The sequence below is a fragment of the Streptomyces endocoffeicus genome (assembly GCF_016741935.1).
GTDB classification, from domain to species: domain Bacteria; phylum Actinomycetota; class Actinomycetes; order Streptomycetales; family Streptomycetaceae; genus Streptomyces; species Streptomyces endocoffeicus.
Genome location: NZ_JAERRG010000054.1, coordinates 9,104 through 34,671 on the forward strand (window position 1 = coordinate 9,104; position 25,568 = coordinate 34,671).

General features: G+C 73.6%; 13 protein-coding genes. 2 read left to right on the forward strand and 11 right to left on the reverse strand.

The genetic code is table 11. The features are described from left to right. Positions 1-8: 8 nt before the first annotated feature. Genes JK364_RS50935 through JK364_RS50950 form a run of 4 tightly spaced genes read right to left on the reverse strand, consistent with a single transcriptional unit; the run spans position 9 to position 15,428 of the window. Positions 9-2,081 (reverse strand): Gfo/Idh/MocA family oxidoreductase, encoded by a 2,073-nt coding sequence (locus tag JK364_RS50935; RefSeq protein WP_201858312.1) that lies wholly within the window; start codon positions 2,079-2,081, stop codon positions 9-11. After that, positions 2,078-3,229, reverse strand: a complete 1,152-nt coding sequence (locus JK364_RS50940; RefSeq protein WP_201858313.1) for a saccharopine dehydrogenase NADP-binding domain-containing protein — start codon at positions 3,227-3,229, stop codon at positions 2,078-2,080. The genes JK364_RS50935 and JK364_RS50940 overlap by 4 nt, the downstream gene beginning before the upstream one ends. Continuing rightward, a complete protein-coding gene (locus JK364_RS50945; RefSeq protein WP_201858314.1) occupies positions 3,226-8,781 on the reverse strand; it encodes a non-ribosomal peptide synthetase in 5,556 nt (1,851 codons plus the stop codon). The genes JK364_RS50940 and JK364_RS50945 overlap by 4 nt, the downstream gene beginning before the upstream one ends. Then, a complete protein-coding gene (locus JK364_RS50950) occupies positions 8,778-15,428 on the reverse strand; it encodes a non-ribosomal peptide synthetase (protein WP_201858315.1) in 6,651 nt (2,216 codons plus the stop codon). Before JK364_RS50950 ends, JK364_RS50945 begins: the two co-directional genes overlap by 4 nt. A gap of 250 nt (positions 15,429-15,678) precedes the next feature. Here JK364_RS50950 and JK364_RS50955 point away from each other — a divergent pair, with 250 nt between their 5' ends. Then, positions 15,679-17,346, forward strand: coding sequence for a (2,3-dihydroxybenzoyl)adenylate synthase (locus JK364_RS50955; RefSeq protein WP_201858316.1), 1,668 nt, complete (start codon positions 15,679-15,681; stop codon positions 17,344-17,346). A gap of 75 nt (positions 17,347-17,421) precedes the next feature. Here JK364_RS50955 and JK364_RS50960 read toward each other — a convergent pair whose 3' ends face one another. The 5 genes from JK364_RS50960 to JK364_RS50980 all read right to left on the reverse strand — a co-directional run bounded on the left by JK364_RS50960 (position 17,422) and on the right by JK364_RS50980 (position 22,757). Then, positions 17,422-18,999, reverse strand: coding sequence for an ABC transporter ATP-binding protein (locus JK364_RS50960; protein WP_201858317.1), 1,578 nt, complete (start codon positions 18,997-18,999; stop codon positions 17,422-17,424). Further along, positions 18,996-19,856 carry an ABC transporter permease subunit gene (locus tag JK364_RS50965; RefSeq protein WP_201858318.1) on the reverse strand — a complete coding sequence of 287 codons (861 nt, stop codon included), beginning with the start codon at positions 19,854-19,856 and terminating at the stop codon, positions 18,996-18,998. Before JK364_RS50965 ends, JK364_RS50960 begins: the two co-directional genes overlap by 4 nt. After that, positions 19,853-20,803 carry an ABC transporter permease gene (locus JK364_RS50970; RefSeq protein ID WP_201858319.1) on the reverse strand — a complete coding sequence of 317 codons (951 nt, stop codon included), beginning with the start codon at positions 20,801-20,803 and terminating at the stop codon, positions 19,853-19,855. The genes JK364_RS50965 and JK364_RS50970 overlap by 4 nt, the downstream gene beginning before the upstream one ends. Next, positions 20,800-22,386 (reverse strand): ABC transporter substrate-binding protein, encoded by a 1,587-nt coding sequence (locus JK364_RS50975; protein ID WP_201858320.1) that lies wholly within the window; start codon positions 22,384-22,386, stop codon positions 20,800-20,802. The genes JK364_RS50970 and JK364_RS50975 overlap by 4 nt, the downstream gene beginning before the upstream one ends. Before the next feature lie 149 nt (positions 22,387-22,535). Then, positions 22,536-22,757 (reverse strand): ferredoxin, encoded by a 222-nt coding sequence (locus JK364_RS50980; protein ID WP_201858321.1) that lies wholly within the window; start codon positions 22,755-22,757, stop codon positions 22,536-22,538. 227 nt (positions 22,758-22,984) lie between these two features. Between JK364_RS50980 and JK364_RS50985 the strand changes: the two genes are divergently transcribed. Further along, a complete protein-coding gene (locus JK364_RS50985) occupies positions 22,985-23,473 on the forward strand; it encodes a GNAT family N-acetyltransferase (protein ID WP_201858329.1) in 489 nt (162 codons plus the stop codon). Between the two features lie 40 nt (positions 23,474-23,513). On the opposite strand, the gene JK364_RS50990 is transcribed toward JK364_RS50985, so the two are convergent. Both JK364_RS50990 and JK364_RS50995 read right to left on the reverse strand, forming a co-directional pair. Then, a complete protein-coding gene (locus tag JK364_RS50990) occupies positions 23,514-24,281 on the reverse strand; it encodes a class I SAM-dependent methyltransferase (protein ID WP_201858322.1) in 768 nt (255 codons plus the stop codon). Positions 24,282-24,359: 78 nt separating this feature from the next. Continuing rightward, a complete protein-coding gene (locus tag JK364_RS50995) occupies positions 24,360-25,565 on the reverse strand; it encodes an aminotransferase class V-fold PLP-dependent enzyme (RefSeq protein WP_201858323.1) in 1,206 nt (401 codons plus the stop codon). Positions 25,566-25,568: the final 3 nt, after the last annotated feature.

Genomic DNA, 25,568 nt, shown 5'->3' on the forward strand with positions numbered 1-25,568 from the left:
GGAGGGTCCTAGCCGTCGGTGGAGGAGGAGAGGAGAGGGGTGGTGCGCGGGGATGCCGGGGCGCCCGGAGTGCCGGGACCGTCGGGCGCGGTCCGCGCACGCGGCACATGCGGTCCGGCGGCCGGGTCGGACGTGTCCGGGGCCGGGGTGAGCACGGCCAACGGGGGTGCTCCGGGTCTGGTGGGCAGGGTGCGTGCGCTCATGCCGGACTCGGCGACAACGTCCTTCAGCCCGAAGGGCTCCCAGCGGTAGGAGGCGTGGACCTCGCGCTCCGCCTGCGGGGCGCCGTCCCGGTAGACCCGCCAGGTGGAGTGCAGGCGCATCACGCCGTCCTCAGCCTCGTCCGGTGCGCCGCCGAACGACCACTCGTAGCGGTGGCGTCCGGCGGTCGCGGTGGCGAGCCGGGTCTCGGGCAGGGTCGTCGGCTCCTCGAACTGCATGAGTTCGACGATCACGAGCCCGCCGGGCGCCAGCCGCCGGGTCACCCGCCGCCACAGCCTCGCCCGCCCCTCGGCGTCGAGGTGGCCGAGGACTCCGCAGAGCAGGACGACGCTGATCCGGTCGGGAAGATCGAGATCAGGAGCGGCGTCCGCCGTGACGGTCACCCGGGTCCGCAGGTCCTCGTCGCTGAACACCCGGCTGGTGAGCACGGCGCGCATGCCGACCGACGGTTCGCAGGCGATGATCTCCGCGTCCGGCCGGGCCCGGGCAACCGCCTCGGTCAGGAGACCGGTGCCGGCGCCGATGTCCACCACCGGCCCGGTGCCGAGGTCGGCGTTGGCGAGGAGCGCGGCCACCGCCGGGGCGCTCGCGGTCGCGGTGTGCACGGCGGCGACGAGGTCGAAGAACTCGGCCGACGGGGAGTACGCGGCGGCGTCCGGCGGCCTGGCCGACGCCGTTTCGGGTGCGGGCCGGGCCGGCACCCCGGCGGAGCCGCCACCCGTCACGGCCCGGGCGCCAAGAGGCGGGGCCGGCTCGGGGCGGAGGTGCCAGGACCACTCCTGCGCGGGGAAGACGTCGCTCACCGCGAGGGGGCGCGGCGTGGCCGGCCGGACGATCTCGGGAGGCCCCAGCCGGGCCGCGAGGTCGGTCCAGATGCGGCACACGGCCAGGTCGTACTGGCCCGCGCGCAGAGCGTCTCCGCCCTGCATGACCGCGTCGCGCAGGGCGTCGAGCGCGCTGCCGATCGCTTCCGGCCACAGGTCGGAGAAGACGGTGCGGAAGGAGCCGGTGCTCCCGACCACCGCCGTGCTCCCGAGTCCCAGGCGGCCGGTGCCGGGGCCGTCCAGGACGAAGCGCCGGTCGGCGTCCCGCCCGATGTGCAGCCGGGGGCTCCACAGGACGGGCCCGTGGGTGTCGGCCAGGGTGAGGACACCGCCCTCCGTGCCGAGGGCGATCCGGTGCCAGTGCAGGGCGTGGTTGTCCCGGTCGGACGGGTCGAGCTGGTGGTGCACCCGCAGGGTGAGGGGTGCGCCGGCGAACACGCCGTGCAGGGAGCGGAACGGCTGGGGGCCGATGTCGGTGGGCAACGGTGCCGGGTCCGCGAAGCGCCAGGGGCGCAGGGTGCCCATGGCCTGTCCGAGGATGTCCACCAGGGGGTGCATCAGGTGGATCGGGGTGGCGGCGTCCAGGAAGAGCGGTCGCTGCCGTGCGACGAGCCGCCGGGCCGCCTCGATGAAGGAGCGGATCGGGGCGACGTGCGGGTAGTGGGTGTTGAGCCGGTACTGCACCCCTCGGCGGCGGGCGTGCTTGAGGTTGTCCGTCAACTCGGTCAGGTGCACGGGGTGTTCCTGGAGCACGTGGATGCCCCGGTCCATGAGCGCCCGGGCCAGGTCGGTTCCCTGGCCGCCCGAGATGGACGAACTCACCGCCACGCAGGCCGCGTCGACGTCGTCGGGGAGGTCGCCGGCGTCCGTGTGGAAGGGGACGCCCAGGCTGTCGGCGTACTCCCTGGAGGCTTGCGATCCCCGGCTCAGGATGCCGGCCAGGGTGTACCCCGGGCGCCGGCGCACGGCCTCGGCGTAGAAGCGGCCGAAGTTGGTGCCGCAGACCAGCACGCGCAGTGGTGCCGAGGCGCTCACAGGACCCCCTCCTCCTCCAGCTCGGCGCCGACGGCCGTCCCGGTGAGCCGGAGGTCGGCGGCCCCGTGGGAGCGCAGGTGCCGCACCACGGTGCCGGGGTCCAACACGGCGCAGGCGAAGTGGACGCCCGCCGGGACCCCGCCCCGCAGTACCGCGTCCACCGCCAGGGCTCCCATGGCGGCGGTGAGCCGGTAGCTGCTGGCCGTGCGCAGGGTCGCTCCGGCGGTCGCGGGCGTCCCCGACGCGGTGCCCGACAGCGCGAAGTCCATGACGTAGTAGGGCTTGCGCCCGGCCAGGTCGAGGTCGGCGGCGAGGATCAGCCGCTCCGCCAGGCGGTCGGGGTCCTCTCCGGCCGCGAGGCGGCCGGGCAGGAGGTTGAGGAGGGCTCGTACGGCGGGGCCGGGGTGGACGTTGTACCAGTCGAGCCGGTCGACGCCCAGGTCGCCGGCGAGGCGTTCGCTCTCGCCGCTGAGGTAAGGCTGTACGGCGACCCGGCCGGGGAACGCCGGGTGCACGGTGTCCTCGTCGGTGCGCAGGGCGCGCGGCACGCGGCGGCCGCCGCGGACGGCCGCCAGGGCCTCGCCGTAGGCCGCGCCGTCCGCGCCGCCCGAGCTGAGGGAGAGCATCAAGTCGTGCGCCACCGTCGGGGAACAGGGCTCCATGCCTCCGCAGTACGCGGTCAGCGCGGTGACGCCGTCCAGGCCCTGCCCGGCCAGCCAGCGCGGCAGGAGGCTGGAGAGACCGGGCAGCGCTCCCGCCGACAGGACGACGGTGCGGCCCTCGCGGGCCGGGTCGCCTCCGGCGAGGAGGTCTTCGGCGGCCGGGTCGTCGCCGGCCACGTCGACGCAGTGCGCGCCGGCGTCGAGTGCCGCGAACGCCACGGTGGCGCGGAGCCGGTAGGTGGGGCCGACGCAGTTGAGGACGATGTCGCAGCCCTCGGTGAAGGCGCGCAGGCCGTCCGGTGCGGTGGCGTCGGCCCAGACCGTCTCGTCGTGGCCGCCGGGATTCTCCTCGGCGACCTCGCACAGGGCGGACGCGGTCCGGCCGCCCAGCCGCAGGCCGCTGTGGCCGAGGGCGCGCAGTTCGCGCACGGCGGCCCGGCCGACCGCACCGGAGGCGCCCAGGACCCCGATCACGGGCTTGCTCATCGGGTGATCGCTCCCTGGGCCAGCTCGGCGAGGGTCTTGAGGATGCCGGGCGCGTGCTCGACGGACAGGCAGCTGTAGTGGTCGCCGCCGATGTCGACGATGTCCAGGTCGCCCAGGGTGAGTTCCTCCCAGTAAGTGGTGACGGCGTCCTTGCTGCCCGGGAAGGGGTACGCGCCGTCGTGGCGCAGGAAGGTGATGTCACCGGCGTAGGGCTCGGCGTCGTAGCGGGTGATGGCGAAGACGCTCTGCCGGAAGGCGAGGAAGAGCCGTGTCATGTGGTCGGGTTCGTAGGTTCCGGCCGACGCGGGCACCGCCTCGCACATCCGCGCGATACGGGTGGCGCGGGGGATGCCGGCCAGCTCCCGGAAGCGTCCCGCGACGTCCGCGAACTCCTCAGGCAGCGCGGCGAGTCCGCCGTCCGGCAGGACGCCGGGGCTGGTGGCCAGGACCGCGTCGGCCGCCGCGGCCACCCGGTACTGGTCGTCCGGGAAGCCGAGGTCGGCCGGGTCGATGCCCATCATGACGGCGAAGGAGTACTCGGCGAGCAGCTCATCGTCGAGCCGGAAGCGAGGGCTGTGGCTGCTGATGACGGTGAGGCTCTCCACCACCGCCCCGGACTCGGCGAGGTTGCGGGCCACCTCGGTGGCGATCAGGCCGCCCAGGCAGTAGCCGACGACGTGGAAGCGGCTGCGGCCGTCGGCGGTCAGGGCGCGGGCGTAGTCGGCCGCCATCTGCTCGATGAGCCCCTCCGGCGGGACGTTGAGGAAGCCGTTCAGGTCCGGGACCTCCACGCCCACGACCTCGGCGAGACCCGGTGAGCGACGGCGGATTTCGGTGATCAGCGCGCGGTACGGCATGATTGTCGCGGTTCCGGCGTGGACCAGGACGGTGGTCGGCTCGTCGTCGGAGCGGGCTCCGTGCAGGTGGATCACCGGGTCCGTGCGCACGGCGCCGACGGCCGGGGCGTCGTCGGTGCCCGCGAGCCCGCGCAGGAACGCGACGAGCCCGGCGACCGTCGGGCGGCGCAGCATGTGGCGCAGCACCACCTCCCACTCCAGGTCCGCGGCCTGCGGTACGCGTTCACGCAGCCGCCCCACCATGCGGGCGACGAGGAGCGAGTCGCCGCCGAGGTCGAAGAAGTCGTCGTTGCGGGTGACGCTCTCGACCGCGAGGAGTTCCGACCACAGCTCGGCGAGGCCGTTCTCCAGGTCGTCCATGGGCTTCTCGTCCACGACGGCCGGGCCGCTCTCGCGGGGCAGCCAGCTCCGCAGACGGGCACGGTCGGTCTTTCCGTTGGCCGTGCGGGGCAGGGAATCGACGACCTGCCACACCGAGGGGAGCATGTACTCCGGGAGCCGGGTCGCCGCCGTGCGGGCCAGCTCGCCCACCGGGACGTGGTGGCGGTCGTCCTTCAGCGTGGCGAAGAAGACCTCCTGGCCGGTCAGGGCCAGCGCCTCCCGGGCATCGGGCAACGTGGTGACCTCGGACGCACCGTGCGTGTCGAGGAGTTCGCGCCACTGCGCGTGAGTGAGGAAGGACTGCCCGGTGTGTTCGCGCACGTCGGTCCACGTCCGTCCCGCGACCTCGAGGAACTCCATGGAGACCAGCAGGGGCAGGTTCTCGTCGCGGGTGTTCTCCACGAACACGAGCTGCCCGCCCGGCACCAGCAGTTCCCGCAGCCGGCCCACGGCCGCGTCCGCGTCGGCGGCGGCGTGCAGGGTGTTGGCGCAGAGCACCACGTCAAAGGTGTTGGACAGCAGATGCTGGGCGCGCGGGTCCTCATCGACGTCGAAGCGCTGGTAGCGGACCCAGGCGTGGTCGGCGAAGCGCTCGCGGGCCTCGTTGAGGAAGAACGCGGAGGCGTCCGTGAACAGGTAGTCGACGCCGTACTCGGCGAGGACGGGCACCAGTTCACCCGTGGTGCCGCCGACGCCGCCGCCCACCTCCAGGACGCGCAGCCGCTCCTCACCGGTGTGGCCCGCGGCGATCTCGCGCAGCGCGGCGACCACCGCGTGGTTGAGGTGCCGGATGGCGAGGTTGTCGCGGTAGGCGGCGTCCGCGGCCTCGGTGGCCGCGCCGGGGAAGAGCAGCTCCTGGATGCCCGTCCCCCCGGAGACCAGCTCGGGCAGCCGCTCGGCGCAGGTACGCATGACGGTGAGCAGTTCCGTGCTCCAGCCGACCTCGTGTTCCAGCTCCGCGGCCCGCCGCCAGCCGTGTTCCGCTTCGCTTTCCGGGACGGTGACCAGACCGGTGTAGGTGTCGTCGGAGTCCCGGTGGGTGAGGCGGTCGCGTGCGGCCAGGGCGCGCAGCCATCGCCGCACGATGTGCCGGTGGCGGGGCGTGGCGCGCAGCGCCGTGCCCACCTCCTCGGCCGTGCGCGACGCGCCGTCCGCGAACGCTCCGCAGGCGTCGAGGACACGGGTCATCTCCGCGAGGGCCACGTCGTCGAGGACGGCCAGGAACTCCGTGAGCCGTGCGGCGTCGACGGCCGCGGAGGCCTCTCGTACGGCGTCGGCCGCGGCCGCGCGCGCCTGTGTCCGCGTCGCCGGGGTTCCGGCGCGGTCGGCGTCATCGTCCGCCGTGCCGTCCTTGCGGGCCGTCTCCACGTACGCGGCGAGGCGTCGGCCTCCGGCCGCGGAGTCGTCGACGATGACGGCGCCCGCCGCGACCCGGGGGTGGGCCTGCACGGCGGCCTCGACCTCGGCCAGTTCGACCCGGTAGCCGCGGATCTTGATCTGGGCGTCTTCCCGGCCCAGGAACTCGATGGTGCCGTCGGGGAGGTACCGCCCGAGATCACCGGTGCGGTAGAGCCGCTCGCCGGTGGCGGGGTCGGTGAGGAACCGCTCCGCGGTGCGGCCCTCGTCGCCGAAGTAGCCCAGGGCGACACCGGCGCCGCAGATGTACAGCTCGCCCGGGACCCATTCGGGCCGTGGACGCAGGTGCCGGTCGAGCACGGCGAACGTCTGGTTGGTCAATGGCGTGCCGTACGGGATGCTCGGGCGTGCGGTGTCCACCTCGCCGATGGGATGGGCGATGGACCAGATCGATCCTTCGGTCGCTCCGCCGAGGGAGATGATCCGCAGCCCGGGGAGGAGTTCACGGGCCTGGTCCGGCAGGGCTACCGGTATCCAGTCGCCGGATATCAGTGCGAGACGCAGCGAGGCGTCGTCCGCGGGGGGCTCGGAGCGCAGCCAGTCGCACAGCATGTGCAGCTGGCCGGGTACGGAGTTCCACACCGTGACGCCGAAGTCGCGGACCAGTTCGGCCCAGTGGGAGGGGTCGCCGCGCCGGTCTGCGTGGGGCAGGACGAGGGTGGCGCCGACGGCCAGCGGTCCGAACAGGTCGTAGACGGAGAGGTCGAAGCCAAGTCCCGCGATGCCGAGGACGCGATCACGCTCGGTGACGGTGAAGCGGCGGTTGATGTCCTCGATCGTGTTGAGGGCGGCTCGGTGGCTGATCATCACGCCCTTGGGCGTGCCGGTGGAGCCCGAGGTGTAGATGATGTACGCGAGGTCGTCCGGGTCGCGCCGCGCTCCGTGCGCACCGGATGCGGCCGCGGCATCCTCGGGGAGCAGGTCGACGGCGAGTGCCGTGACGTCCGCCGGGAGGTCGTCGATCTCGGCGAGCCAGGACTGGGTGAGGACCGTGCGGACGCCCGCGTCCGCGATGATCGTGTCCCGGCGGGCCGGTGGCTGGGCCGTGTCGACGGGCAGATAGGCGCCGCCCGCCATGAGCGTGCCGAAGACGGCGACGACCTGCTCCCAGCCCTTGTCCGCCCAGATCGCCACGGGTTCCCCGCGGCGCAGCCCGGACGCGGTCAGCGTCTCGGCGAGAGCGCTCGCCCGGACCACGAGCTGCCGGTAGGTGAGGGCCAGCTCGGGGGTGCGGACCGCGATGGCGTCCGGTGTGGCCTGGGCCTGGGCGAGTACGGGTTCGTGCAGGAGGGCGTCCGGCAGGGGACCCTCGGTCGCGTTGACCGCGTTGCGGCGCACCGCCTGTACCTCGGGAAGCGGGATGCCGGCCGGTGCGTCCCAGGCGGCGTCGCCGGCCTCGCCCTCGGCCGACAGGGCCCGTACGAGTGCCGTGTACGCCTCGAACATGGCGTCGGCCACCCCTTGGGCTAGGGCGCCCTCGCGGATGTCCCAGGACAGGCTCAGCGTGTCGCCGCGGTGCATGACCTGGCAGTCGAGCCATACCTGCGGGGTCCGGGTCACGGCGTACGTCACCTCGGGGGGCACGCCCTCGGAGGTGGCGCCGGTGCCGAGGGCGCTGGTGAAGACGACCGGCATCAGCACCGGGGCGCCGGCCCTGCGGGACAGCTCGGCGAGCACCTCGGAGCCGGTGAACAGGGGATGCGCGAGGTCTTCCAGGAGCCGCGCCCCCACGGAACGCGTCCGCTCTGTGAAGGTGGCCGGGTGGTCCAGGTCCACGGCGAGCAGTTCGAGCGAGGTGAAGTCGCCGACGAGGCGGCCGATGTCCTCGTGCAGGTCGGGCCGGTCCACCGTGGGCACGTTGAGTGTGAACCGGCTGGTGCGCGACCAGCGGCCGACCGTCTCGGCGTACGCGGTGAGCAGCGCCGTGGAGAGGGTCAGTCCGCGCCGCGCGGCCCGCTCGGTGAGGCGGTCCCGGTCGGCCGCGGGCAGCGGGACCTCCAGCCTGCGGAAGGTCACCGCGTCCGCGGGAGCCGCGGTGCGGGCTGTCTCTCCCGGGTCGCCGACGCCCGCCTCCCAGGCTTCGGCGAGCGGCAGTTCGGGTGCGGGCGGCAGGGTGTCGAGCCGTTCGGTCCAGTAGGCGCGGTCGCGGGCGTGCGCGTCGGAGTCGGCGAGGGCGCGGCGGGCCAGGACGTAGTCGCGGAAGGCGATCCGGGGTGCTTCGGAGAGGGGTTCACCGCCGTAGCTCCGCTGGAACTCCGCGAGGAGGATGCGCAGACTGGCGTGGTCGACGACCAGCATGTCGATGGAGAGGTGGAGCACGGCCCGCTCCGCGGTCCGGCTCACGTGCGTCTCGAAGAGCGGCCACCGGTCGGTGGGCGCCTCACGTGCGGACAGCCGCGCACGGGTGCGCTCCACCTCCGCCTCGGCGGCGGCCGGCGCGAGAGCGGTCAGGTCGTCGGCCCCGACGACGAGGGAGGGTACGTCGGCCAGGACCTGCTGGTAGCCGTCGTGGTGGACGACGGCGCGGAGCATGTCGTGCCGCCGGACCAGCTCCCGCCACGACGCGGTGACGTGGTCCACGTCGAGGTCGGGGTATTCCAGTTCGACGTAGGCGTGGCAGCCGACACCGCCGTAGGCGTAGGCGTCGGTGCGGCCGATCAGGTAGGCGGCCTGGATGTCCGTCAGCGGGAAGGGCGCGTGGCGGTTGTCCGGGTCGGCCCGCAGCGTCGGTTCCTCCGCCTCCAGGTGACGCAGGATGGCTTCCTTGTGGGTCCGCAGTTCGGCCCGGTGTTCGTCGGTGAGGCGGCCCTGGGGGGCGCGGAAACGCAGTTGTCCGTCCTGGGCCCAGAGCACCACGCCTTCGTCGGCGTAACGGGCCAGCAGTTCAGCGATGTTCACAGCTCTCCGGTCTCGTAGGCGGTCCCGTGGGCCGCGAGCGTTCGAGTGATGTCCGCGGCGAGCGCGGCGAGGTTCGGTGCGGCGAAGAAGCGCCGGGCGGGCACGGTGGCCCCGAGGCGGCGCTCGATCGCGGTGAGCAGGCGCAGGGCGGTGAGGCTGTCGCCGCCCGCGGTGAAGAAGTTGGCATTGCGGTCGGGCGTCCAGTGCGGCAGGTGCTCGCTCCACAGGTCGGCGAGGGCCGTCTCGGTCTCGCCGTGCGGCGGTTCGGCCACGGCCGGCGCCGTCTCCGGTCCCGCCAGAGCGGCCAGGGCCGTCCGGTCGACCTTGCCGTTCGCGGTGAGCGGCAGGACCGGCAGCAGCTGGATGCGGGAGGGGACCGCGTAGACGGGCACTCGCTCGGCCAGCAGGGCGAAGAGGCTCTCGGTGAGGCCGGGGTCCGCCGCGGGTGTGCCGTGCTCGACGGCGCCGACGGGCCCCGCGTGCGTCGGCTCGTGCGGTACGGCGAAGGCGGCCAGGCGCTTCGCGGTACGCTTCCCTACCGCCACGACGGCGGCTCGGGCGACGGCCGGGTGGGACTCCAGCGCGGCCTCGATCTCGCCGGCCTCGATGCGGTGGCCGGCGATCTTCAACTGGCTGTCGAGGCGGCCCAGGAACTCCAGCAGGCCGTCTCCCCGGAACCGGCCCAGGTCACCGGTCCGGTACCAGCGCCGCCCGTCCTGTTCGACGAACTTCTCGGCGGTGCGGGCCGGGTCGGCCAGGTAGCCGCGGGCCAGTCCCGCTCCGCCGATCCACAGTTCGCCGGGCGTCCAGTCGGGGCAGTCCCGTCCGTCCCGGTCGACCACCCGGTAGTGCTGACCGATCAGGGGACGTCCGTAGGGGATGGAGACCCACCGGGGGTCCAGTTCCTCGACGGTGAGCGTGTTGGACCAGATGGCGGCCTCGGTCGCACCGCCCATGGCGACGAAGACGCAGGGCCGCGCGGTGCGTTCCCGCAGGCGGCCGGGCAGGTCGAGGCCGATCCAGTCGCCGGAGACCAGTGCGGTCCGCAGCCCCGCGAGGCGCCCGCCCTCCGGCGCCTCCTGCTCGTCGGCGTCGAGGAGCAGGTCGAGCAGGGCCGGGACGGTGTTCCAGACGGTCACCCCGTACCGGTCGAGCAGGCCCGGCCAGCGGGCCGGTTCACGACGCTGGTCCTCGGTGGGCAGCAGGAGGGAGCCGCCCGCGCCGAGCAGCCCGAAGACGTCGTACACGGACAGGTCGAAGTCCAGTGCCGACAGGGCGAAGACCCGGTCGTCCGCGCCGATGCCGTGCCGGGCGTTGATGTCCGCGATCGTGTTCCAGGCGGCGGCGTGGGTGATCTGCACCCCCTTGGGCTCACCGGTGGAACCGGAGGTGAAGATGGTGTAGGCGAGCGCTTCGGGAGACGTTTGCGACGGTGCGGGCAGCGGCTCGTGGCCCTGGGTGTCCGGGACGGACAGGGCGCGGAGCGCCGTTCCCCCCGGAGCGGACCAGTCGCCCACGACAACGTGGAAGGCGGCGGTGGCGCGCACCCGCTCCAGTCGTGCGGCGGGCTGTTTGCGGCTCAGCGGTACGTAGGCGGCGCCGGCCGCGAGGACACCGAGGACCGCGGCGATCTGCTCCGGTCCCTTGGGCAGGGTCACCGCGACCAGGTCGCCCGGAGCCACGCCGGCGTCACCGAGCGCGGCGGCCGTGCGCAGCGCCCGGTCGGCGAGGGTCCCGTACGTCACCTCCTCCCCTGCGGTGGTGACGAGGGCGGTCCGGTCGGGGGCGGCCTTCGCGTGGGCGAAGAACGCCGCGTGCAGCGGGCGCGGGCCCACCGGTTCCCGGGCGGTCTCCCGTGCGGCGGCGGCCCGCCGTTCGAGGTGGGAGGCGGGCGGCAGGTCGGGCAACGGCGCGTCCCAGTCACCGGCGACGACGTACCCCAGCAGCCGTTCGTAGGCGCCGAACATCGCGTCCAGCACGCCCTCGGGGAAGAGTTCCTCGACGGCGTCCCAGGTGACGACCAGGTTCCCGGACTCCTCGGTGACCTGGTTGTCCAGGCACACCTGCGGGGACTGCGAGATGCCCCAGACCTTCGCGGGGAAGCCGGTGCCCGGTCCGGCCAGCGTCGCGTCACCCACACCGATGGCGCTGGTGAACACCACGGGCGCGGCGGCGTCCACGGTGCCCGTCCGGCGGCCGAACTCCCTCAGCAGCCAGTCGATCGGGACGTTCAGGTGGTCCAGGTCCTCCGCCTGGCGGTGTTGCAGTGCCTCGGCCGCCGCCAGCCAGGACGCGCCGTCGCGCCGGTGCCCGGCCAGCGAGAGCGAGGTGAAGTCGCCCAGCACCCGGTGGATGTGGGGGTGGACATCGCGGCGGTTGAAGAGGGTGAGCGTAACGGTCAGCGCGTCCGTCCCGCTCCATGCCTCCAGGACCTCCGCGTACAGGGCCAGCAGGACGGTGGACGGGGTGAGGCCGTGCCGGGCCGCCTCTCGCTTGACGGCCCGCCAGTCCTCGGCCGGCAGGCTCAGCCGGCGCCGGGTGAAGACGGGCGCGTCGAGGGTCGCCGGGTCCCGGTCGAAGGGCAGGGCCGGTGGGGGCGGGAGTTCAGACAGCCGCTTCTGCCAGTGGGCGCGGGCCCGCTCGGCCGGCTCCGGGTCGGTGGGGAGCCCGGTGAGGTAGTCGCGAAACGACACGTCGACGGGCGGCAGTTCGTGCGCGGGGTCGGCGTAGAGCGCGTTCAGTTCGGCGTAGAGCGTGGTGATGGAGAGGGCGTCGAGGACCAGGTAGTCCAAGCCGACGCCGATGCGGGTGCGTGCGGCGCCGCCGTCGTGGTGGCGCACCGCCTCGACCGCGAAGAGGGGCCACCGGGCGGGGTCGCGCACCTGCTGGGACAGGCGGGCGCGCAGGCCGGCCAGCGCCTCGTTGGCGTCGCCGGCCGGGACGTCCGCCACCGGTATGCGCAGGGGCGGTACGTCGGGCAGGACGCGCTGGTGTCCGTCCTCCACGACCGCGCGGAGCATGCCGTGCCGCCGGACGAGGGTGTTCCAGGCGCGCTCCAGCCGGTCGAGGTCGACGTCCGCGCCGTCGAACTCGGTGTAGTGCCAGGTGCCGACGCCGCCGAGGGTGAAACGGGGGTCGCGGCCGGTGTGGTAGACGGCCTGGACGTCCGTGAGCGGGAAGGGCTCGTGGGCGCGGTCCGGGTCGGGCACGAGGACCGACGCGGCGGCCGGTACGGGCTGTGCGTCTGCGGCGGCCCGGGGGCGCAGCGTCTCGCAGAAGTGGTGCAGCACGGGGCGGGCGAAGAGGTCGGCCACGCGGGCACCCGGGAACCCGGCGGCACGCAGCCGGCCGATCATCCGGGTCGCGACGAGCGAGTCCCCGCCGAGCAGGAAGAAGCTGCTCTCCCGGCCCACTTCGGACACGTCGAGCAGCTCGGCCCACTCCGCCGCCACCGCGGTCTCCACCGGTCCGACCGGCGCCGAGGTGCGGGGGCTGTCGTCCCCGGCCGCCTCGGTCAGCGCCCGGCGCACGGCCGCCCGGTCCAGCTTGCCGTTGGCGGTCAGCGGCAGGTCGCGCAGGACGAGCAGGCGTTCGGGGACCATGTAGGCGGGAAGCCGCTGCGCCGCCCGCAGGCGCACCCGGTCGGGATCGGGTGCCTCGCCGGGGGCGGACACGGCGGCGGCGAGGTGCCGTACGGGCGCGTCGAGGACGCAGGCGACCGCGTGCAGCACGGCGGGGTCGTCCTCCAGGGCGGACTCGACCTCGCCGAGTTCGATCCGGTGACCGCCGATCTTCACCTGGTGGTCGGCGCGGCCGAGGAACTCCAGTACGCCGTCGGACCGGTAGCGGGCCAGGTCGCCGCTGCGGTACCAGCGTTCGCCGTCGTACTCGACGAAGCGTTCGGCGGTGCGCTCGGGGTCCGCGCGGTAGCCGTTGGCCACACCGGGCCCGCCGATCCACAGCTCGCCGGGGACGAGGTCCGGGCAGTCGCGCCCCCGCCCGTCCACGACCCGGGCCCGCATGTTGCGCAGCGGAACGCCGTAGGGGACGGACTTCCAGGCGGGGTCGGTCTCCTCGACCTCGAACACCGTGGAGTGGACGGCGGCCTCCGTCATGCCGCCGAGCGCCACGAAGCGGCAGCCGGGCACGAGGGCGCGCAGCCTGCGGGGCTGGTCGAGGCCGACCCAGTCCCCGCCGAGCAGGACCATGCGCAGACAGTCGCCGAGGCCGTCGTCCTCCCCGGCGGCCATCAGCAGGTCCAGCAGGGCGGGCACGCACTGCACCAGCGTCACGCCGTGCGCGCGCACCAGATGGGCCCAGTGGTGGGCGTCGCGGCGGTGCTCCTGCCCGACGGCCACCACCTGGCCGCCGACCGACAGCGGGGTGAAGATGTCCCAGGTGGCGAGGTCGAAGTCGAGCGCGGAGATCGCGAGGGTGCGGTCCGCGGGGCCGAGACCGAGCTGCTCCTCCATCGCCTCGACGGTGTTGACGACCGCGCGGTGCGACACCTCGACGCCCTTGGGCAGCCCGGTGGAACCGGACGTGAACAGCACGTAGGCGGGCAGGGCGGGGTCCGGCCGGACGACGGGGGCGGGCTCGTGCGTCCCGGCGTCCTCCAGGAGCAGCACCGGTGCCGCGGCGACCCCCTCGCACAGCGGCGCGTGCTCCCGGTCGGTGAGCACGGCGGAGGCGCCGGCCACGGAGTGGATGCGTTCGCGGCGTACGGCGGGTTGTTCGACGCCGACGGGGGCGTACGCGGCGCCCGCGGCCAGGATGCCGAGGACGGCGGTGATCTGGCCGGCGCCCTTGGGCAGCGTCAGCGCGACGGTGTCGCCCTCCCGCACGCCGTGGCCGCGCAGCAGCGCGGCGATCCTTCGGGCGGTGCTGGCGACTTCCCCGTAGGTGAGGGTGTCGCCGCCGGTGCGGACGACCGCGACGCGGCCCGGGTCGGTCTCGGCGAGCCGGAAGAAGCGGGTGTGCAGGGCGCGGTCCGGTACGGGCGTGGGCGGCAGCGCCGCCACCGCGCGCCCCGGCAGGATGTCGGGGGCGAGCAGGCCGTCCACCGGCCGGGCCCAGGCGTCAGGGTCCGTGATCAGGCGGGTGATGAGGCTGCGGTAGGCGTCGAACGCGGCGTCGGGCACTGTGGCCTCGAACACGCCGTCCCTGACGTCCCAGTTGAGGAGGAGGCCGCCGTCGAGTTCGGTGACCTGGGCGTCCAGGTAGACCTGGGGGCCCTGGGAGATGATCCAGGAGGGGCGGCCGAAGGACTTCTGGACGTCCTGCTCGAAGATCTCGCCCAGTCCGATGGCGCTGGTGTAGACGACCGGGGCCAGCACCGGGGCTCCCTCGGCGCGGGCGAGGTCGCGCAGGACCTCGACGCCGCCGCAAGCGCCGTGGGAGATGCTTTCCTGGAGGCGTTCCTGAAGGCCGCGGGCCTGCCGGGCGAACGGCAGGGACGCGCTCATGTCCGCGTCGAGCAGGATCGAGCTGCTGAAGTCCCCGACCAAACCGGCGACGTCCGGGGTGAACATCTCCCGGTCGAACAGTGGGAGGTTGAGCAGGAAACGCCGGCTGTCGCTCCAGGCGGCGATGACCTCGGCGAAGGCGGTGGCGAGGGCCGCGGCGGGGGTGATGCCGTGGCGTCGTGCGGTGCTGATCAGTGCCGTCTTGTCGGCGGGGCCCAGCCAGTGGTGCAGGCGGCGCGAGTGGGTGAGCGTGGTGTCGCCGGCGCTGACCGGGGTCAGCGGGTCGACGGTGGTCGGCAGGCGCGGCGCGCGGGGCAGCTCCGGCAGGCGCTCGCGCCACCAGGCCGCGTGCTGCTCGCGTTCCGCCGTCCGCCGGGCGCCGTGCTCCGCGAGGTACGCGCGGTAGTCGAGGCCGAGTGCGCGGGGCTGGTCGTCGGGACAGTCGTAGAGGCGGCGCAGATCGGACAGGAGGACGCGCAGGCTCAGGGCGTCGCCGGCCATCATGTCCAGGTCGATCTGCAGCCGGGTCCGCCCGTCGGGGAGCAGGCACAGGGCTGCGCGGAAGACGTCGCCGGAGGTGATGTCGGGGCGGGCGTGGGTGTTGCGTTCGCGCAGCAGCTCCAGCTCGGTCTCAGCGTCCCGCGGATCGTGGTCACGCAGGTCGTGGACGGCGAGGGGGGCTCCCGGCGGGCCGAAGCGCTGCCGACCCTCCTCGTCGAAGACGGCCCTCAGCATGCCGTGGCGGAGCACGAGGGCGCGCAGGGCGGTGTCGAGCCGGTCGGGGTCGACCTCCTGGCCGTCGAGCTCGACGTAGAAGTGCGCGGCGACGCCGCCGAGGGGCTGGCCGTCCTGGCGTCCGATCCAGTAGGCGTGCTGCATCGTCGCCAGCGGGAAGGACTCCGCCGGTTCCCCGTCGGTGGGCGCGTGCAGCGTGGTGGCCGGACCGGCCGGCGCGGGGCGGGTGGGTGCCTCGACGGGATACTCCCGCCCGAGCAGGGCCGTCCAGGCATCGAGGGTCGGGGTGCGGGTCAGCTCCTGGAAGGTGACCGTACTGCCCGCGCGCCGCCACGTGCCGACCAGGGACATCAACATCAGTGAGTCGAGACCGAGTTCGAAGAGGTCGCGGTCGTCGTCCAGCTCGTGCGGCGCCGTCTCCAGCGCGCGTGCCACCGCTTCACGCACGACGTCCGGCGCGAAGAGGGACCTCTCACCTTTCGCCGTTCGCGCTGGGATGGCTGCTTCATCACTCACTGATGGGGCCTTCCGGTCTGAGAGGGGTGGGTGAAGTGGCCGCGTCGGCGGCGGGGCTTCGTCCGAGGGACCGAAGCCCACCCTAGATAGAAATGATTTTCATTTCTATACTCACACATCGTAGTCACACAAGGGGTCGCGGCGCCAGAGCCCGCGGCCCGGCAATGAGAGGCAGAACCCCATGACCGAGACTCAACACACCTGGTCCGAGGCGGAATCGGCGCGCTACCGGGCCGCCGGCCACTGGGAGGGAGTCACCTTCGGCGCACGTCTGCGCCGGGCGGCGGCGGACCACGGGAACCGTGTCGCCCTGGTCGACGGGGACCGCCGGTGGACCTACGCGGACCTGGACGCCGAAGCCGACCGCGTCGCCCGCGGACTGCGCGGGCTCGGCGTCGGGCGGGGCGACCGCGTCGTGGTCCAGCTCCCCAACCGCGCCGAGTTCGTGCTCGTCTGGTTCGGCCTGCAGCGCCTCGGAGCGGTCCCGGTGCACGCCATGCCCGGCCACCGGCGCCGGGAGATCGGTCATCTGGTACGCGTGTCGGGCGCGGTGGCCTGTGTGGTGCCCGACCGGCACGCACGCTTCGACTACCGTGAGCTGATGCGCGCGGTGCGGGCGGAACACGAGCCGAGCCGCTCGCCGCGGACCGTCGTCGTGGTCGGCGATCCCGGTCAGGAGTACGGATTCGTCTCCTTCGAGGCGCTGCGGGCGGCCTCTCCCTCCTCACCCGGTCGCGCCGCGCCGGACGCCGCCCTGCCGACGACGGGTGCCGACGACGGCGGAGCGGACCCCGGCGACGTCGCCCTGCTGCTGCTGTCCGGCGGTACCACGGGCCTTCCCAAGCTCATCCCGCGCACCCACGACGACTACGCGTACAACGCCCGCGCCTGCGCCGAGGTCTGCGCCCTCGACGACCAGACCGTCTATCTGGCGGTGCTGCCGCTCGGGTTCAACTTCGCCTTCGCCTGCCCCGGTGTACTCGGCACCCTCCTGGCCGGCGGCACGCTCGTGGTCGCCCCGGATCCCAGCCCGCAGACGGCGTTCGCGCTCGTCGAGCGGGAGGGCGTGACGCTGACCTCCCTCACGCCTCCGCTCGTCACCCACTGGGTGGACGAGGCCGCCTCCGGCTCCTGGGACCTCGGCAGCCTCGCCGTGGTGCAGGTGGGCGGGGCCCGGCTGCCGGAGGAGCAGGCCCGGAAGCTCGGCCCGGCACTCGGGGTGACCGTGCAGCAGGTCTTCGGCATGGCGGAGGGGTTGATCAACCTCACCCGGCTCGACGATCCCGAGGACCTCGTCTGCGCCACCCAGGGCCGTCCCGTCTCGCCGGACGACGAGATCGTGGTGGTGGACGCCGACGGCAGGCCCGTGCCGGACGGGGCGGCGGGTGAACTGCTCACCCGGGGCCCGTACACGCTGCGCGGCTACTACCGCGCCGAGGAGCACAACCGCACGGCGTTCACCCCGGACGGCTACTACCGGACCGGCGACGTGGTGCGGCGGCTGCCGACCGGACACCTCGTGGTGGTGGGCCGCATCAAGGACCAGATCAACCGCGGGGGCGAGAAGATCGCCGCGGTCGAGGTGGAGGAGCAGCTGCTCGTGCATCCGGCGATCACCGCGGCGGCGCTGGTGGGTGTGTTGGACGAGCGCCGGGGCGAGCGGACCGTCGCCTTCGTGGTGTGCGACGGCGAGGCTCCCGGCGTGCGGGAGGTGGCCGCCCATCTGAAGGAGCGCGGACTCGCCGAGTACAAGGCGCCGGACGAGGTCGTCCAGGTGTCCGGCCTTCCGCTCACCGCCGTCGGGAAGGTCGACAAGGCCACGCTGGCGCGGGAGTTGCTCCGCCGGTGACGCGCGGCGCGGAGGGGCGCCCGCTTCTGTGCCGGGTGCCCCTCCGGCCCACCGTGTGAAGCCCTTCAACCGCGCCTACTTCGGCACGGTGAGGACCGGACCGCCCTCATGGGCCAGCAGATTCCGGGTGACGGCGTGCTCCGGGTTCACCAGGACGCGGTCGGCCGGGCCGGCTTCCACCACCCGGCCCTCGTCCAGGACGACGACCATGTCCGCGCGGGAGGCCGCGGCGGCCAGGTCGTGCGTCACCATGACGACGGTCAGGCCCAGCGTCCGCCGCAGCTCGTCCAGCAGGTCCAGGACTCTGCCCGCCGTCTCGGGGTCGAGCGCCGAGGTGATCTCGTCGCAGACGAGGACACGCGGCCCGGCGGCGAGCGTCCGCGCCAGTGCCACGCGTTGCCGCTGGCCCCCCGACAACTCCCCCGGTCGGCGTCCCCGTACGCCCTCGTCCAGTCCGACCAGCCCCAGCAGCCGCACCGCTTCGTCGGACGCGTCCCGCGCCGACCTGCCTCCCACTCCCCTGAGCGGGCGGACGAGCGCGGCGCCCACGGACTCGCGCGGGTTGAGGGCACCGCGGGCGTCCTGCGCGACGAGTTGCACCGGAGCCGCACGCCCGCGTGGCGTGCCGTCGTCCCGCCACTCGACGCTCCCCGCCGCCTTCGGATGGAGTCCCGCAAGGCATCGGGCGAGGGTGGTCTTCCCCGACCCCGACGCCCCCACGACGACGGTGCAAGAGCTTGCCGAGACGGTGAGGGAGACATCGTGCAGCACGGCGGACCGCCCGTGGACGGCGTGCAGTCCCCGCACGAAGAGCCCGCCGGCAACGACGGGTCCGGCAGCAGTGGCGCGGGGGGCCTCGCCGGGGGAGCCGCCGTCCGAGGAAGCGCCGGACGACTGGACGGGCAACGGCGCGACCGGCGTCCCGCGCCCGCCGATCCGCCCCCCTTCCAGGCGGATCACGTCGTCCGACACCGACCCGAGCCAGGCCGGGTCATGGCTGACCAGCAGCGCGGCGCGGTCCCCCGCCCGCAGGGTCTCGGCCAGCAGACCGCGCATTCCGTCCGCCAGGACCGGGTCGAGGCCGCTGGTGGGCTCGTCGAGCACCAGCAGGCGGGGCCGGCCTGCCAAGGCCAGCGCGAGCGCCACCCGTTGGGCCTGCCCACCCGACAGCTCCCGGGGCAGTCGCCGCCGGAAGTTCCTGTCGGCCGGCAACCGCACGGACAGCAGCAGTTCTTCCACCCGCGCGCGGACGCCCTCGCCGCCCGCCACGGCCGAGCGCAGTCGTATCGCCTCGGCGATCTGGGTGCCGATCCGCAGCGCGGGATTCAGCGAGGAGGCCGGGTCCTGCCCCAGGAAGGAAACGACCCTGCCACGCAGCCGGCGAGCATCCGCCCGGTCGAACGGATCGAGGCCGGCCACCCGGACGGTTCCGGCGCGGACCTCCAGCCCGGGACGCACATGTCCGAGCAGGCCGTGCGCCAGGCTGCTCTTGCCCGACCCCGACCGGCCGGTGACGCCCAGCACCTGCCCGGCCGGCACCGAGAGGCAGGCATCGCGCAGGACGGGTGGCCCTCCGGCCGCGGGGCCCACCGTCAGCCCGCTGATCTCGGCGAGCGTTCCGGCGTCCGACGGGCTGACGGTCACGCGGCTCATGCGGCTCCCCGTCCCGCCCAGTCCGCCAGCCGCCCGGCCAGCAGGCCGACGCAGACGGACAGCAGCACGAGCAACAGCGCCGGAGCGAGGAACGGCGCGGCGGCCAGCGTCGCTCCGGGGACGTTCTCGCTCACCATGCGTCCCCAGTCGGGTGCCGCCCCACCCGGTCCGAGGCCGAGGAACCCCGCGGTGGCGGTGAGGTGGAGAGAGGCGACCAGGCGCAGCGCGGTGTCCATCAGGGCCGGTCCTGCGATGTTGGGCAGCACGTCGTGGCGCAGCACGGCCCAGCGGCCGTCGCCCCGGGCCAGGGCGGCTTCGACGTACCCGCTGCCGAGAACGGTGTCCGCCGCGGCACGCAGTACACGGGTGGAGAACGGGGCGGTGGCCAGGGCGACCGCCGCCACGAGAGCGGCGTGGCTGCCGGGGAACCCCGCGGCCAGGACGAGGACGACCAGGAGGCCGGGGAGCACCGCGAGGGCGTCCACGCAGCGGAGCAGCAGGTCACCCAGCCGGCGGGAGGCCAGGGCCGCCAGTACGCCGGCGGCCGTCCCGACGGCTCCGGCCGCCGCCGTGCCGGCCAGGGCGGTGAGGACGATGGTGCGGCCTCCGGCGAGCACCCGGCTCGCCACGTCCCGGCCCAGCACGTCGGTGCCGAGGAGGAAATGGCCGTCGGGCTGCTGGAAGGGCGCGGCGAGCTGCGCGGTGGGGCTGTGCGGAGCGACCAGCGGGCCCAGCAGGGCGAACAGCAGGACGAGCAGGGTGGCCGCCCCCGTGATCAGCGGTGGCCGACGGCGCCGGGGGGCGCCCGGCCGGTCGGTGCGTACCCGTCCCCCCGGTGGGGTGAGGACCGTCGTCATCGTCCGTGCCCTTCCCGTGCGCCCAGCAGACGCGCGCAGATGTCACCCGCCAGCAGCACCATGAGCATCACCCCGGCGAGCGCGGTGGCGATGCCCTGCACCATGGGGATGTCCCGTGCCGCAACGGCCAGTTGGAGTTCCCGGCCGATCCCGGGGTAGTCGAAGACGTTCTCCACCACCACCGCCGAGCCGACCAGTGCCCCCGTGGTGAGGGTGAGCGCCTGGACGGCGGGGGCCGCGGCGTTGGGCAGGATGTGACGGACGGCGAGCCGCACCCCGCGCACTCCGTTGAGCCGTGCGGCCTCGCAGTAGGGGCTGGCCACGACGTCGGCGACGGAGACCCGCAGCAGTCTGGTGGCCACCGCGAGACCGACCGCGCTGAGCGTCAGTACGGGCAGGATCAGCGCGTGTGGCACGTCGAGCGGCGTGCCGCCCAGGGGGATGACGGAGACCCGCGGCAGGATCTCCAGCCACACGGCCAGGACGGCGACGAGCAGCGCGGCGACGACGAACTCCGGTACCGCGGCCAGGGTCTGGGCGGCCGTCGAGACGAATCGGTCGGCGGCGCCGCCGCGCAGACCGGTCCACAGGCCCAGCAGCGTGGCGAGCGGCGCGGTGACCGCGAGGGTCAGTCCGGCGAGGAGCAGGCTGTTCGGCAGGCGGGTCGACAGGACCTCGGTGACCGGCCGGTCCCCCACGAAACCACGGCCCAGGTCTCCCTGGACCGCGCCCGCGAGCCAGTCCGCGTACCGCTCGGCGGTCGGCCGGTCCAGGCCGAGTGCGGCCCGGACGTCGGCGCGCTGTGCCTTGGAGGCGTCGACTCCCGCGACCGTGCTCACGGCGTCTCCGGGGAGCACCGCCGTCGCCGCGAAGATCACGGCCGACAGCAGGACGAGCAGGACGGCCGCCCCCACGAGGCGACGGCCGACGAACGCGGCCAGGTTCACGCCAGCGACGCCTGGGAGAAGCCGGGGAACTGCTCGAAGAGGTCGTCGCGGATCCCGGTGACCCCCTTGGCCTGGGCGTTCAGGTTCGGCTTGAAGACCGGCAGCACCTGGTTGCCGTCCTCCCAGCGCGTGCGCTGCGCCTGGGTGCCCAGCCTCTTCGCCTCACGGCTGTCGCTCTCGGCACGGGCCTTGGCGACGAGGGCGTCGGTCGCGGACTCCTTCCATCCGAACGCCGACGGCGACCCTCCGGCCGTGCTCATCTGGTAGGTCGACAAGGCGGGGATGGGCATCTGGTAGGAGCCGGCCAACGGCAGCGCCGCGTACGCGGGGAAGTCCGCGTACAGCTGTCCCGCGGGCAGTTCCCTGACGGAGGCGCGGACACCCACCTTCTTCAGGTCCTCGACGAAGAGGGTGGCCATCTCCACCATGCCCGGCGTCTCGGGGCCGGTCGTCAGCGTCACCTTCATCCCGTCCGCCCCCGCCTCCTTGAGCAGCGCGCGGGCCCGCTCCGGGTCGTGGGCGCGCTGGGGCAGGCCCTCGGCGTAGTCGGGGAAGCCGATGGCGGGCAGATCGTTGCCGACCTGGGCGTTGCCGTAGAACACGGTCTTCACCATGGCCTGCCGGTCGACGGCGAGCTTGAACGCCTCCCGCACCCGGGGGTCGTCGAAGGGCTTGGCGCTCATGTTCATCTGGAAGGAGAGACCGACGAGATAGGGGCTACTCGTGGGGACGAGTTCGACCTTCCCGTTGTCGTCGAGCGTGCGCGCGGTGACGGGTGACAGGTCGTGGGCGAAGTCGGTCTCGCCGCTGGTGAGCGCGCCGGCCCTGGCGGTCGAGTCCGCGATCGACCGCAGCTCCAGGCCGTCCAGGTGGGGCACGTGGCCGTAGTGGTCGTCGTAGCGCTCGAACGCCGAGCCCTGGCCCGCGGTGAACTCGGTCAGCCGGAAGGGGCCGCAGCTGGGCATGCCCTTGCGGAAGACCTTCGTGCCGTTCTTGACGACGAGGAAGTTGCCCTGACAGAGGATCATGCGGCCGTCGGCGATGGGCCGGACCGTGGGCAGGACGACCTTCAGGTCACCGTCGGCCTTGGCCCGCGCGAGGTCGAAGTTGGCGGCGGCGAGCCGGTACACGGGCAGGGTGCTCTTGGCCGCGAGGGCGCTGAGAGAGTGCAGGATGTCGTCGGAGGTCAGTTCGGAGCCGTCGGTGAAGCGGACGCCGGGCCGCACGTGCAGGGTGTAGGTCGACAGGTCGTCGGAGATGTCGATGCCCTTGAGCACGCCGTAGCGCACCCCGTCGGCCCCGCTCGGGTCCAGGTTGCCGAGCGTGCCGTGCCAGGCGCGGGCGCGCACCAGGTCCAGTGCGGAGGGGCCGTTGAAGAAGTCGAGGGACTCGGAGGCGCCGCCGCCGACGAAAGCGGCTCGCAGCGTGCCGCCCGAGCGGGCCGAGGCGCCCGCTCCGGCCTTCCTGTCGGAGCGGGGCTCGTCGGTGGAGCACGCGGCCAGCAGGCCGGGCCCCACCGCCAGGGCCGCGGCACCCGCCGCGCCCCGACGGAGGAAGGCACGACGGTCGAACTGTCTGGACATGTCTCTCCTTAACGTTCTGCAAGCTGAACCGAGCGCCGGGAGCTCTCCACGGCACATGAGCTGAGGCCCGGACAAGGGCGGGTGACCGTGGGCGACGACCGCGCGTACGGACAGGTCGCGCCGTCGACAGCGATCGGTCCGGCCGAGGACTACCGCAGGGTGAGAGCTCCGGACGGGCAGGACCACACGGCCTCGCGTACGGCGTCCGACTGGGACGCCGGCGGCTGCTCGGCGAGGACGAGCACGAGACCGTCCTCGTCGTCCTGGTCGAAGACTGCGGGTGCGGCGAGCACGCACTGTCCCGCCCCCACGCACCGGTCCCGCTCCGCACTGACTGTCTCGTGTCCGGATGCCTGGTCCGACAAAGTCATAAGGGCCCCTCCCCGGTAGCCGCGCACGCCATCGACGGCACGACAACCAGACCATAGACGAAAACGACTTCCATCTTCAACTACTGACCGCCCTGCGGTCGACAACTCGCGGCAAGAGCCGGCGTACTGAAGGGCACCCCCGTGACAAGCTGATGCGCGTGACAGCATCCGAAGTCGCGGCACCCGCGTTCACCCAGCTCACCCGGCCGTCCGAGCTCCCCTCGTCGATGAGACGTGAACTGGCCGCCTGCTGGGCCGCGGTGGTCAACGCCGGCGGGGCGGTCATCCCGGCGGACTGCCCGCTGCCGCCGCTGACCTCCACGCACACGGAAGCCGCCGTGGACCGGATCGCCGGTGAACTGGCGCCCGAGCAGTGCAGGCTCGTGGTGGCCACCGTCGACGGCACCCTCGCAGGCTGGCTGCTCGTCCGGCGCGAGGCGCATCCGCTCGAAGGGCACTGCGGCACGGTGAACCACGTGCAGACGCACGTGCGCTTCCGGGGCTCGGGGGTCGGGGCCGCGCTGATGCACCGCGTCCGCCGGATCGCGCGGGAGGAGATGGGCCTGGAGCGACTCAAGCTGACGGTGCGGTCCGGCCTGGGGCTCGAAGTCTTCTACGGCAAAGCCGGATGGACGGAGGTGGGACGGTGGCCGGGCGCGCTGCGCCTGGCACCCGGCGACGACCGCGACGAGATCCTGATGAGCCTCGCCCTGTGAGGGCCGGGTCAGGTCGGAACACCGAGCGGGTTCGGCACTCTCAGTCCTTCAAGGCCACCAGCACGCAGCTGTCCCCCACCTGCCACACCGGCGTGACCCGGCTGAAACCCGCCTCCCGCAGGAGTTCGGCGTGGCGGCTCACCGGCAGGTGCCAGTTCTCGCCTCCACCGCCGGACGACGGGCGACTGCGCTCACGCTGCTCGAACAGGTTCGCCAGCTCCGGGTCCGCGGCCGCCGCCGACCACCAGGACTCCCAGTCCTCGTGACTCCCGTCGCCCGCGCGTTCGGCCCGACGGCGCCCCACGTGGGCGGTGAGGTCGGAGCAGGAGCGCGCGTCCGGCGGGAAATGGTCTCCGTTGATCAGCGCTCCCCCCGGACGCAGCAGGGCCGCGATGCTCTGGTAGGTCTTCAGCAGGGCGGAGGCCTGGAGGTAGTGCAGGGCCGTCGTCGTGACGGCGCCGTCCAGCCCGTGCTCCAGGCCGAGGGTGTCGGTCCAGCCGTCCTCGCCGATCACCGCGTTCACCCAGCGCGCGACGTCCGGATGATGCGCGCGCGCCAGTTCCAGCAGCATGGGGTCCATGTCGACCGCGACGATCTCCGCCTCCGGCAGCCGACGGGCGAGCCGGGCGGACAGAGATCCGGGGCCGCAGCCCAGGTCGAGCAGGGTCGGCCGGCGGCGGTCGACGCACACGTGCTCCACGACGTCACAGATGACGGTGAAGCGCTCCTCGCGGTCCAGCGCGTACCGCTGCTGCTGCCGCTCCCAGCGCTCGACCCAGGTCCTGGCCGTCTCCATGCTCACGCTCACCGGTCGCGCACCTCTTCCGTCTCCCACATCTTGCGACTACCGCGTAATCTACAGGTGGAAACGATTATCAATAGCCATTCACTCCAAGGAAGCCAGCACGTCCAGCAGGCGGTCGATCTCCGCACCGGTGTTGTAGACATGCAGGCTCACCCGGACGGACCCCTCCTTCTCGTCCGCGCCCGCCTGGCAGAGGCTGTCGGCCCGGACCATGAAACCGTGGCTGAAGAGGATGAAGCCGAGGTCGTCGGAGGGTATGTCACGGTGCCGGAAGGTGACGATGCTGTGCCGCCGCTGGGCCGCGGGCAGCGCGGAGCCGGCGGCCAGACTGGCGGGGCAGCCGAGGACCTCGTAGGCGTCGAGCCGGCGCAACCGGTCGGTCAGGCGGCTGGTCAGGCCGGAGACGTGGGCGGCGATACGGTCGACGCCGACCGCGTCCAGCCAGTCGAACGCCGCCAGCAGTGACACGACGCCCACGGTGTTGGGGGTGCCCTGCCAGCCCACCGGGCGCAGCGCGGGCCCCCGGGTGTTGCGCGCCCACACCGCCCCGGTGCCGGGCAGCGCCAGGGTTTTGTGCCCGGAGAAGACGACGAAGTCGACGTCGAGCGCGGGGTCGTCGAGCCGGATCGGCAGGTGGCCGACGCTCTGCGCCGCGTCCAGGCAGATCGGCACCTCGGCGCCGACGGCGGCGCGGATGCGGTGGACGTTCATGTCGCCGCCGTAGACGTGGTGCACGTGGGTCGCGGCGACGAAACGGGTGCGGGGGCCGACGGCCTCGGCGAGGGCGCGGTGGTCGTAGTCGCCTGAGGCCTGCCGGGGCAGGGGCCGCACCCGCACCTCGGTGCCGCGCTCGGAGAGCAGGCGCTGGGCCTCCAGCCACGGTTCGAGGTTGGCCTGATGGTCGGCGAACGGGACCAGGATCTCGTCGCCGTCGGTGAGGTGTCCGGTGAGCCAGTCGCGGGCGACGGTGCGCAGGCCCTCGGTGGTCCCGCCGGTGAAGAGCACGGTGGAGCGGCCCGGCGCCGGGTCCCCGAGGAAGGACTTGACCCGCTCACGGGCCTGTTCGACCAGTTCCGTGGTCCGGTTGGCCCACGGGTAGGTGCCGCGCCCCGCGTTGGCGTTCGTCGTCGTCAGATACGTCTGCACCGCGTCCAGGACGGCTTGCGGCTTCTGCGAGGTGGCCGCGCTGTCCAGGTACACCAGCTCCGGGTGCGCGGTGAGGATGGGGAACTGGGCGCGCGCCAAGGCCTGCCAGGCCTCGCCGTCGCCGGGGATCTCGCCGGGCATCGG

Excerpts from the sequence above, each read along its gene's own strand:
- JK364_RS50940 (WP_201858313.1), bottom strand. The coding sequence starts at position 3,229 with ATGAGCAAGCCCGTGATCGGGGTCCTGGGCGCCTCCGGTGCGGTCGGC.
- JK364_RS50955 (WP_201858316.1), top strand. The coding sequence starts at position 15,679 with ATGACCGAGACTCAACACACCTGGTCCGAGGCGGAATCGGCGCGCTAC.
- JK364_RS50960 (WP_201858317.1), bottom strand. The coding sequence starts at position 18,999 with ATGAGCCGCGTGACCGTCAGCCCGTCGGACGCCGGAACGCTCGCCGAG.
- JK364_RS50965 (WP_201858318.1), bottom strand. The coding sequence starts at position 19,856 with ATGACGACGGTCCTCACCCCACCGGGGGGACGGGTACGCACCGACCGG.
- JK364_RS50975 (WP_201858320.1), bottom strand. The coding sequence starts at position 22,386 with ATGTCCAGACAGTTCGACCGTCGTGCCTTCCTCCGTCGGGGCGCGGCG.
- JK364_RS50980 (WP_201858321.1), bottom strand. The coding sequence starts at position 22,757 with ATGACTTTGTCGGACCAGGCATCCGGACACGAGACAGTCAGTGCGGAG.
- JK364_RS50985 (WP_201858329.1), top strand. The coding sequence starts at position 22,985 with ATGAGACGTGAACTGGCCGCCTGCTGGGCCGCGGTGGTCAACGCCGGC.
- JK364_RS50995 (WP_201858323.1), bottom strand. The coding sequence starts at position 25,565 with ATGCCCGGCGAGATCCCCGGCGACGGCGAGGCCTGGCAGGCCTTGGCG.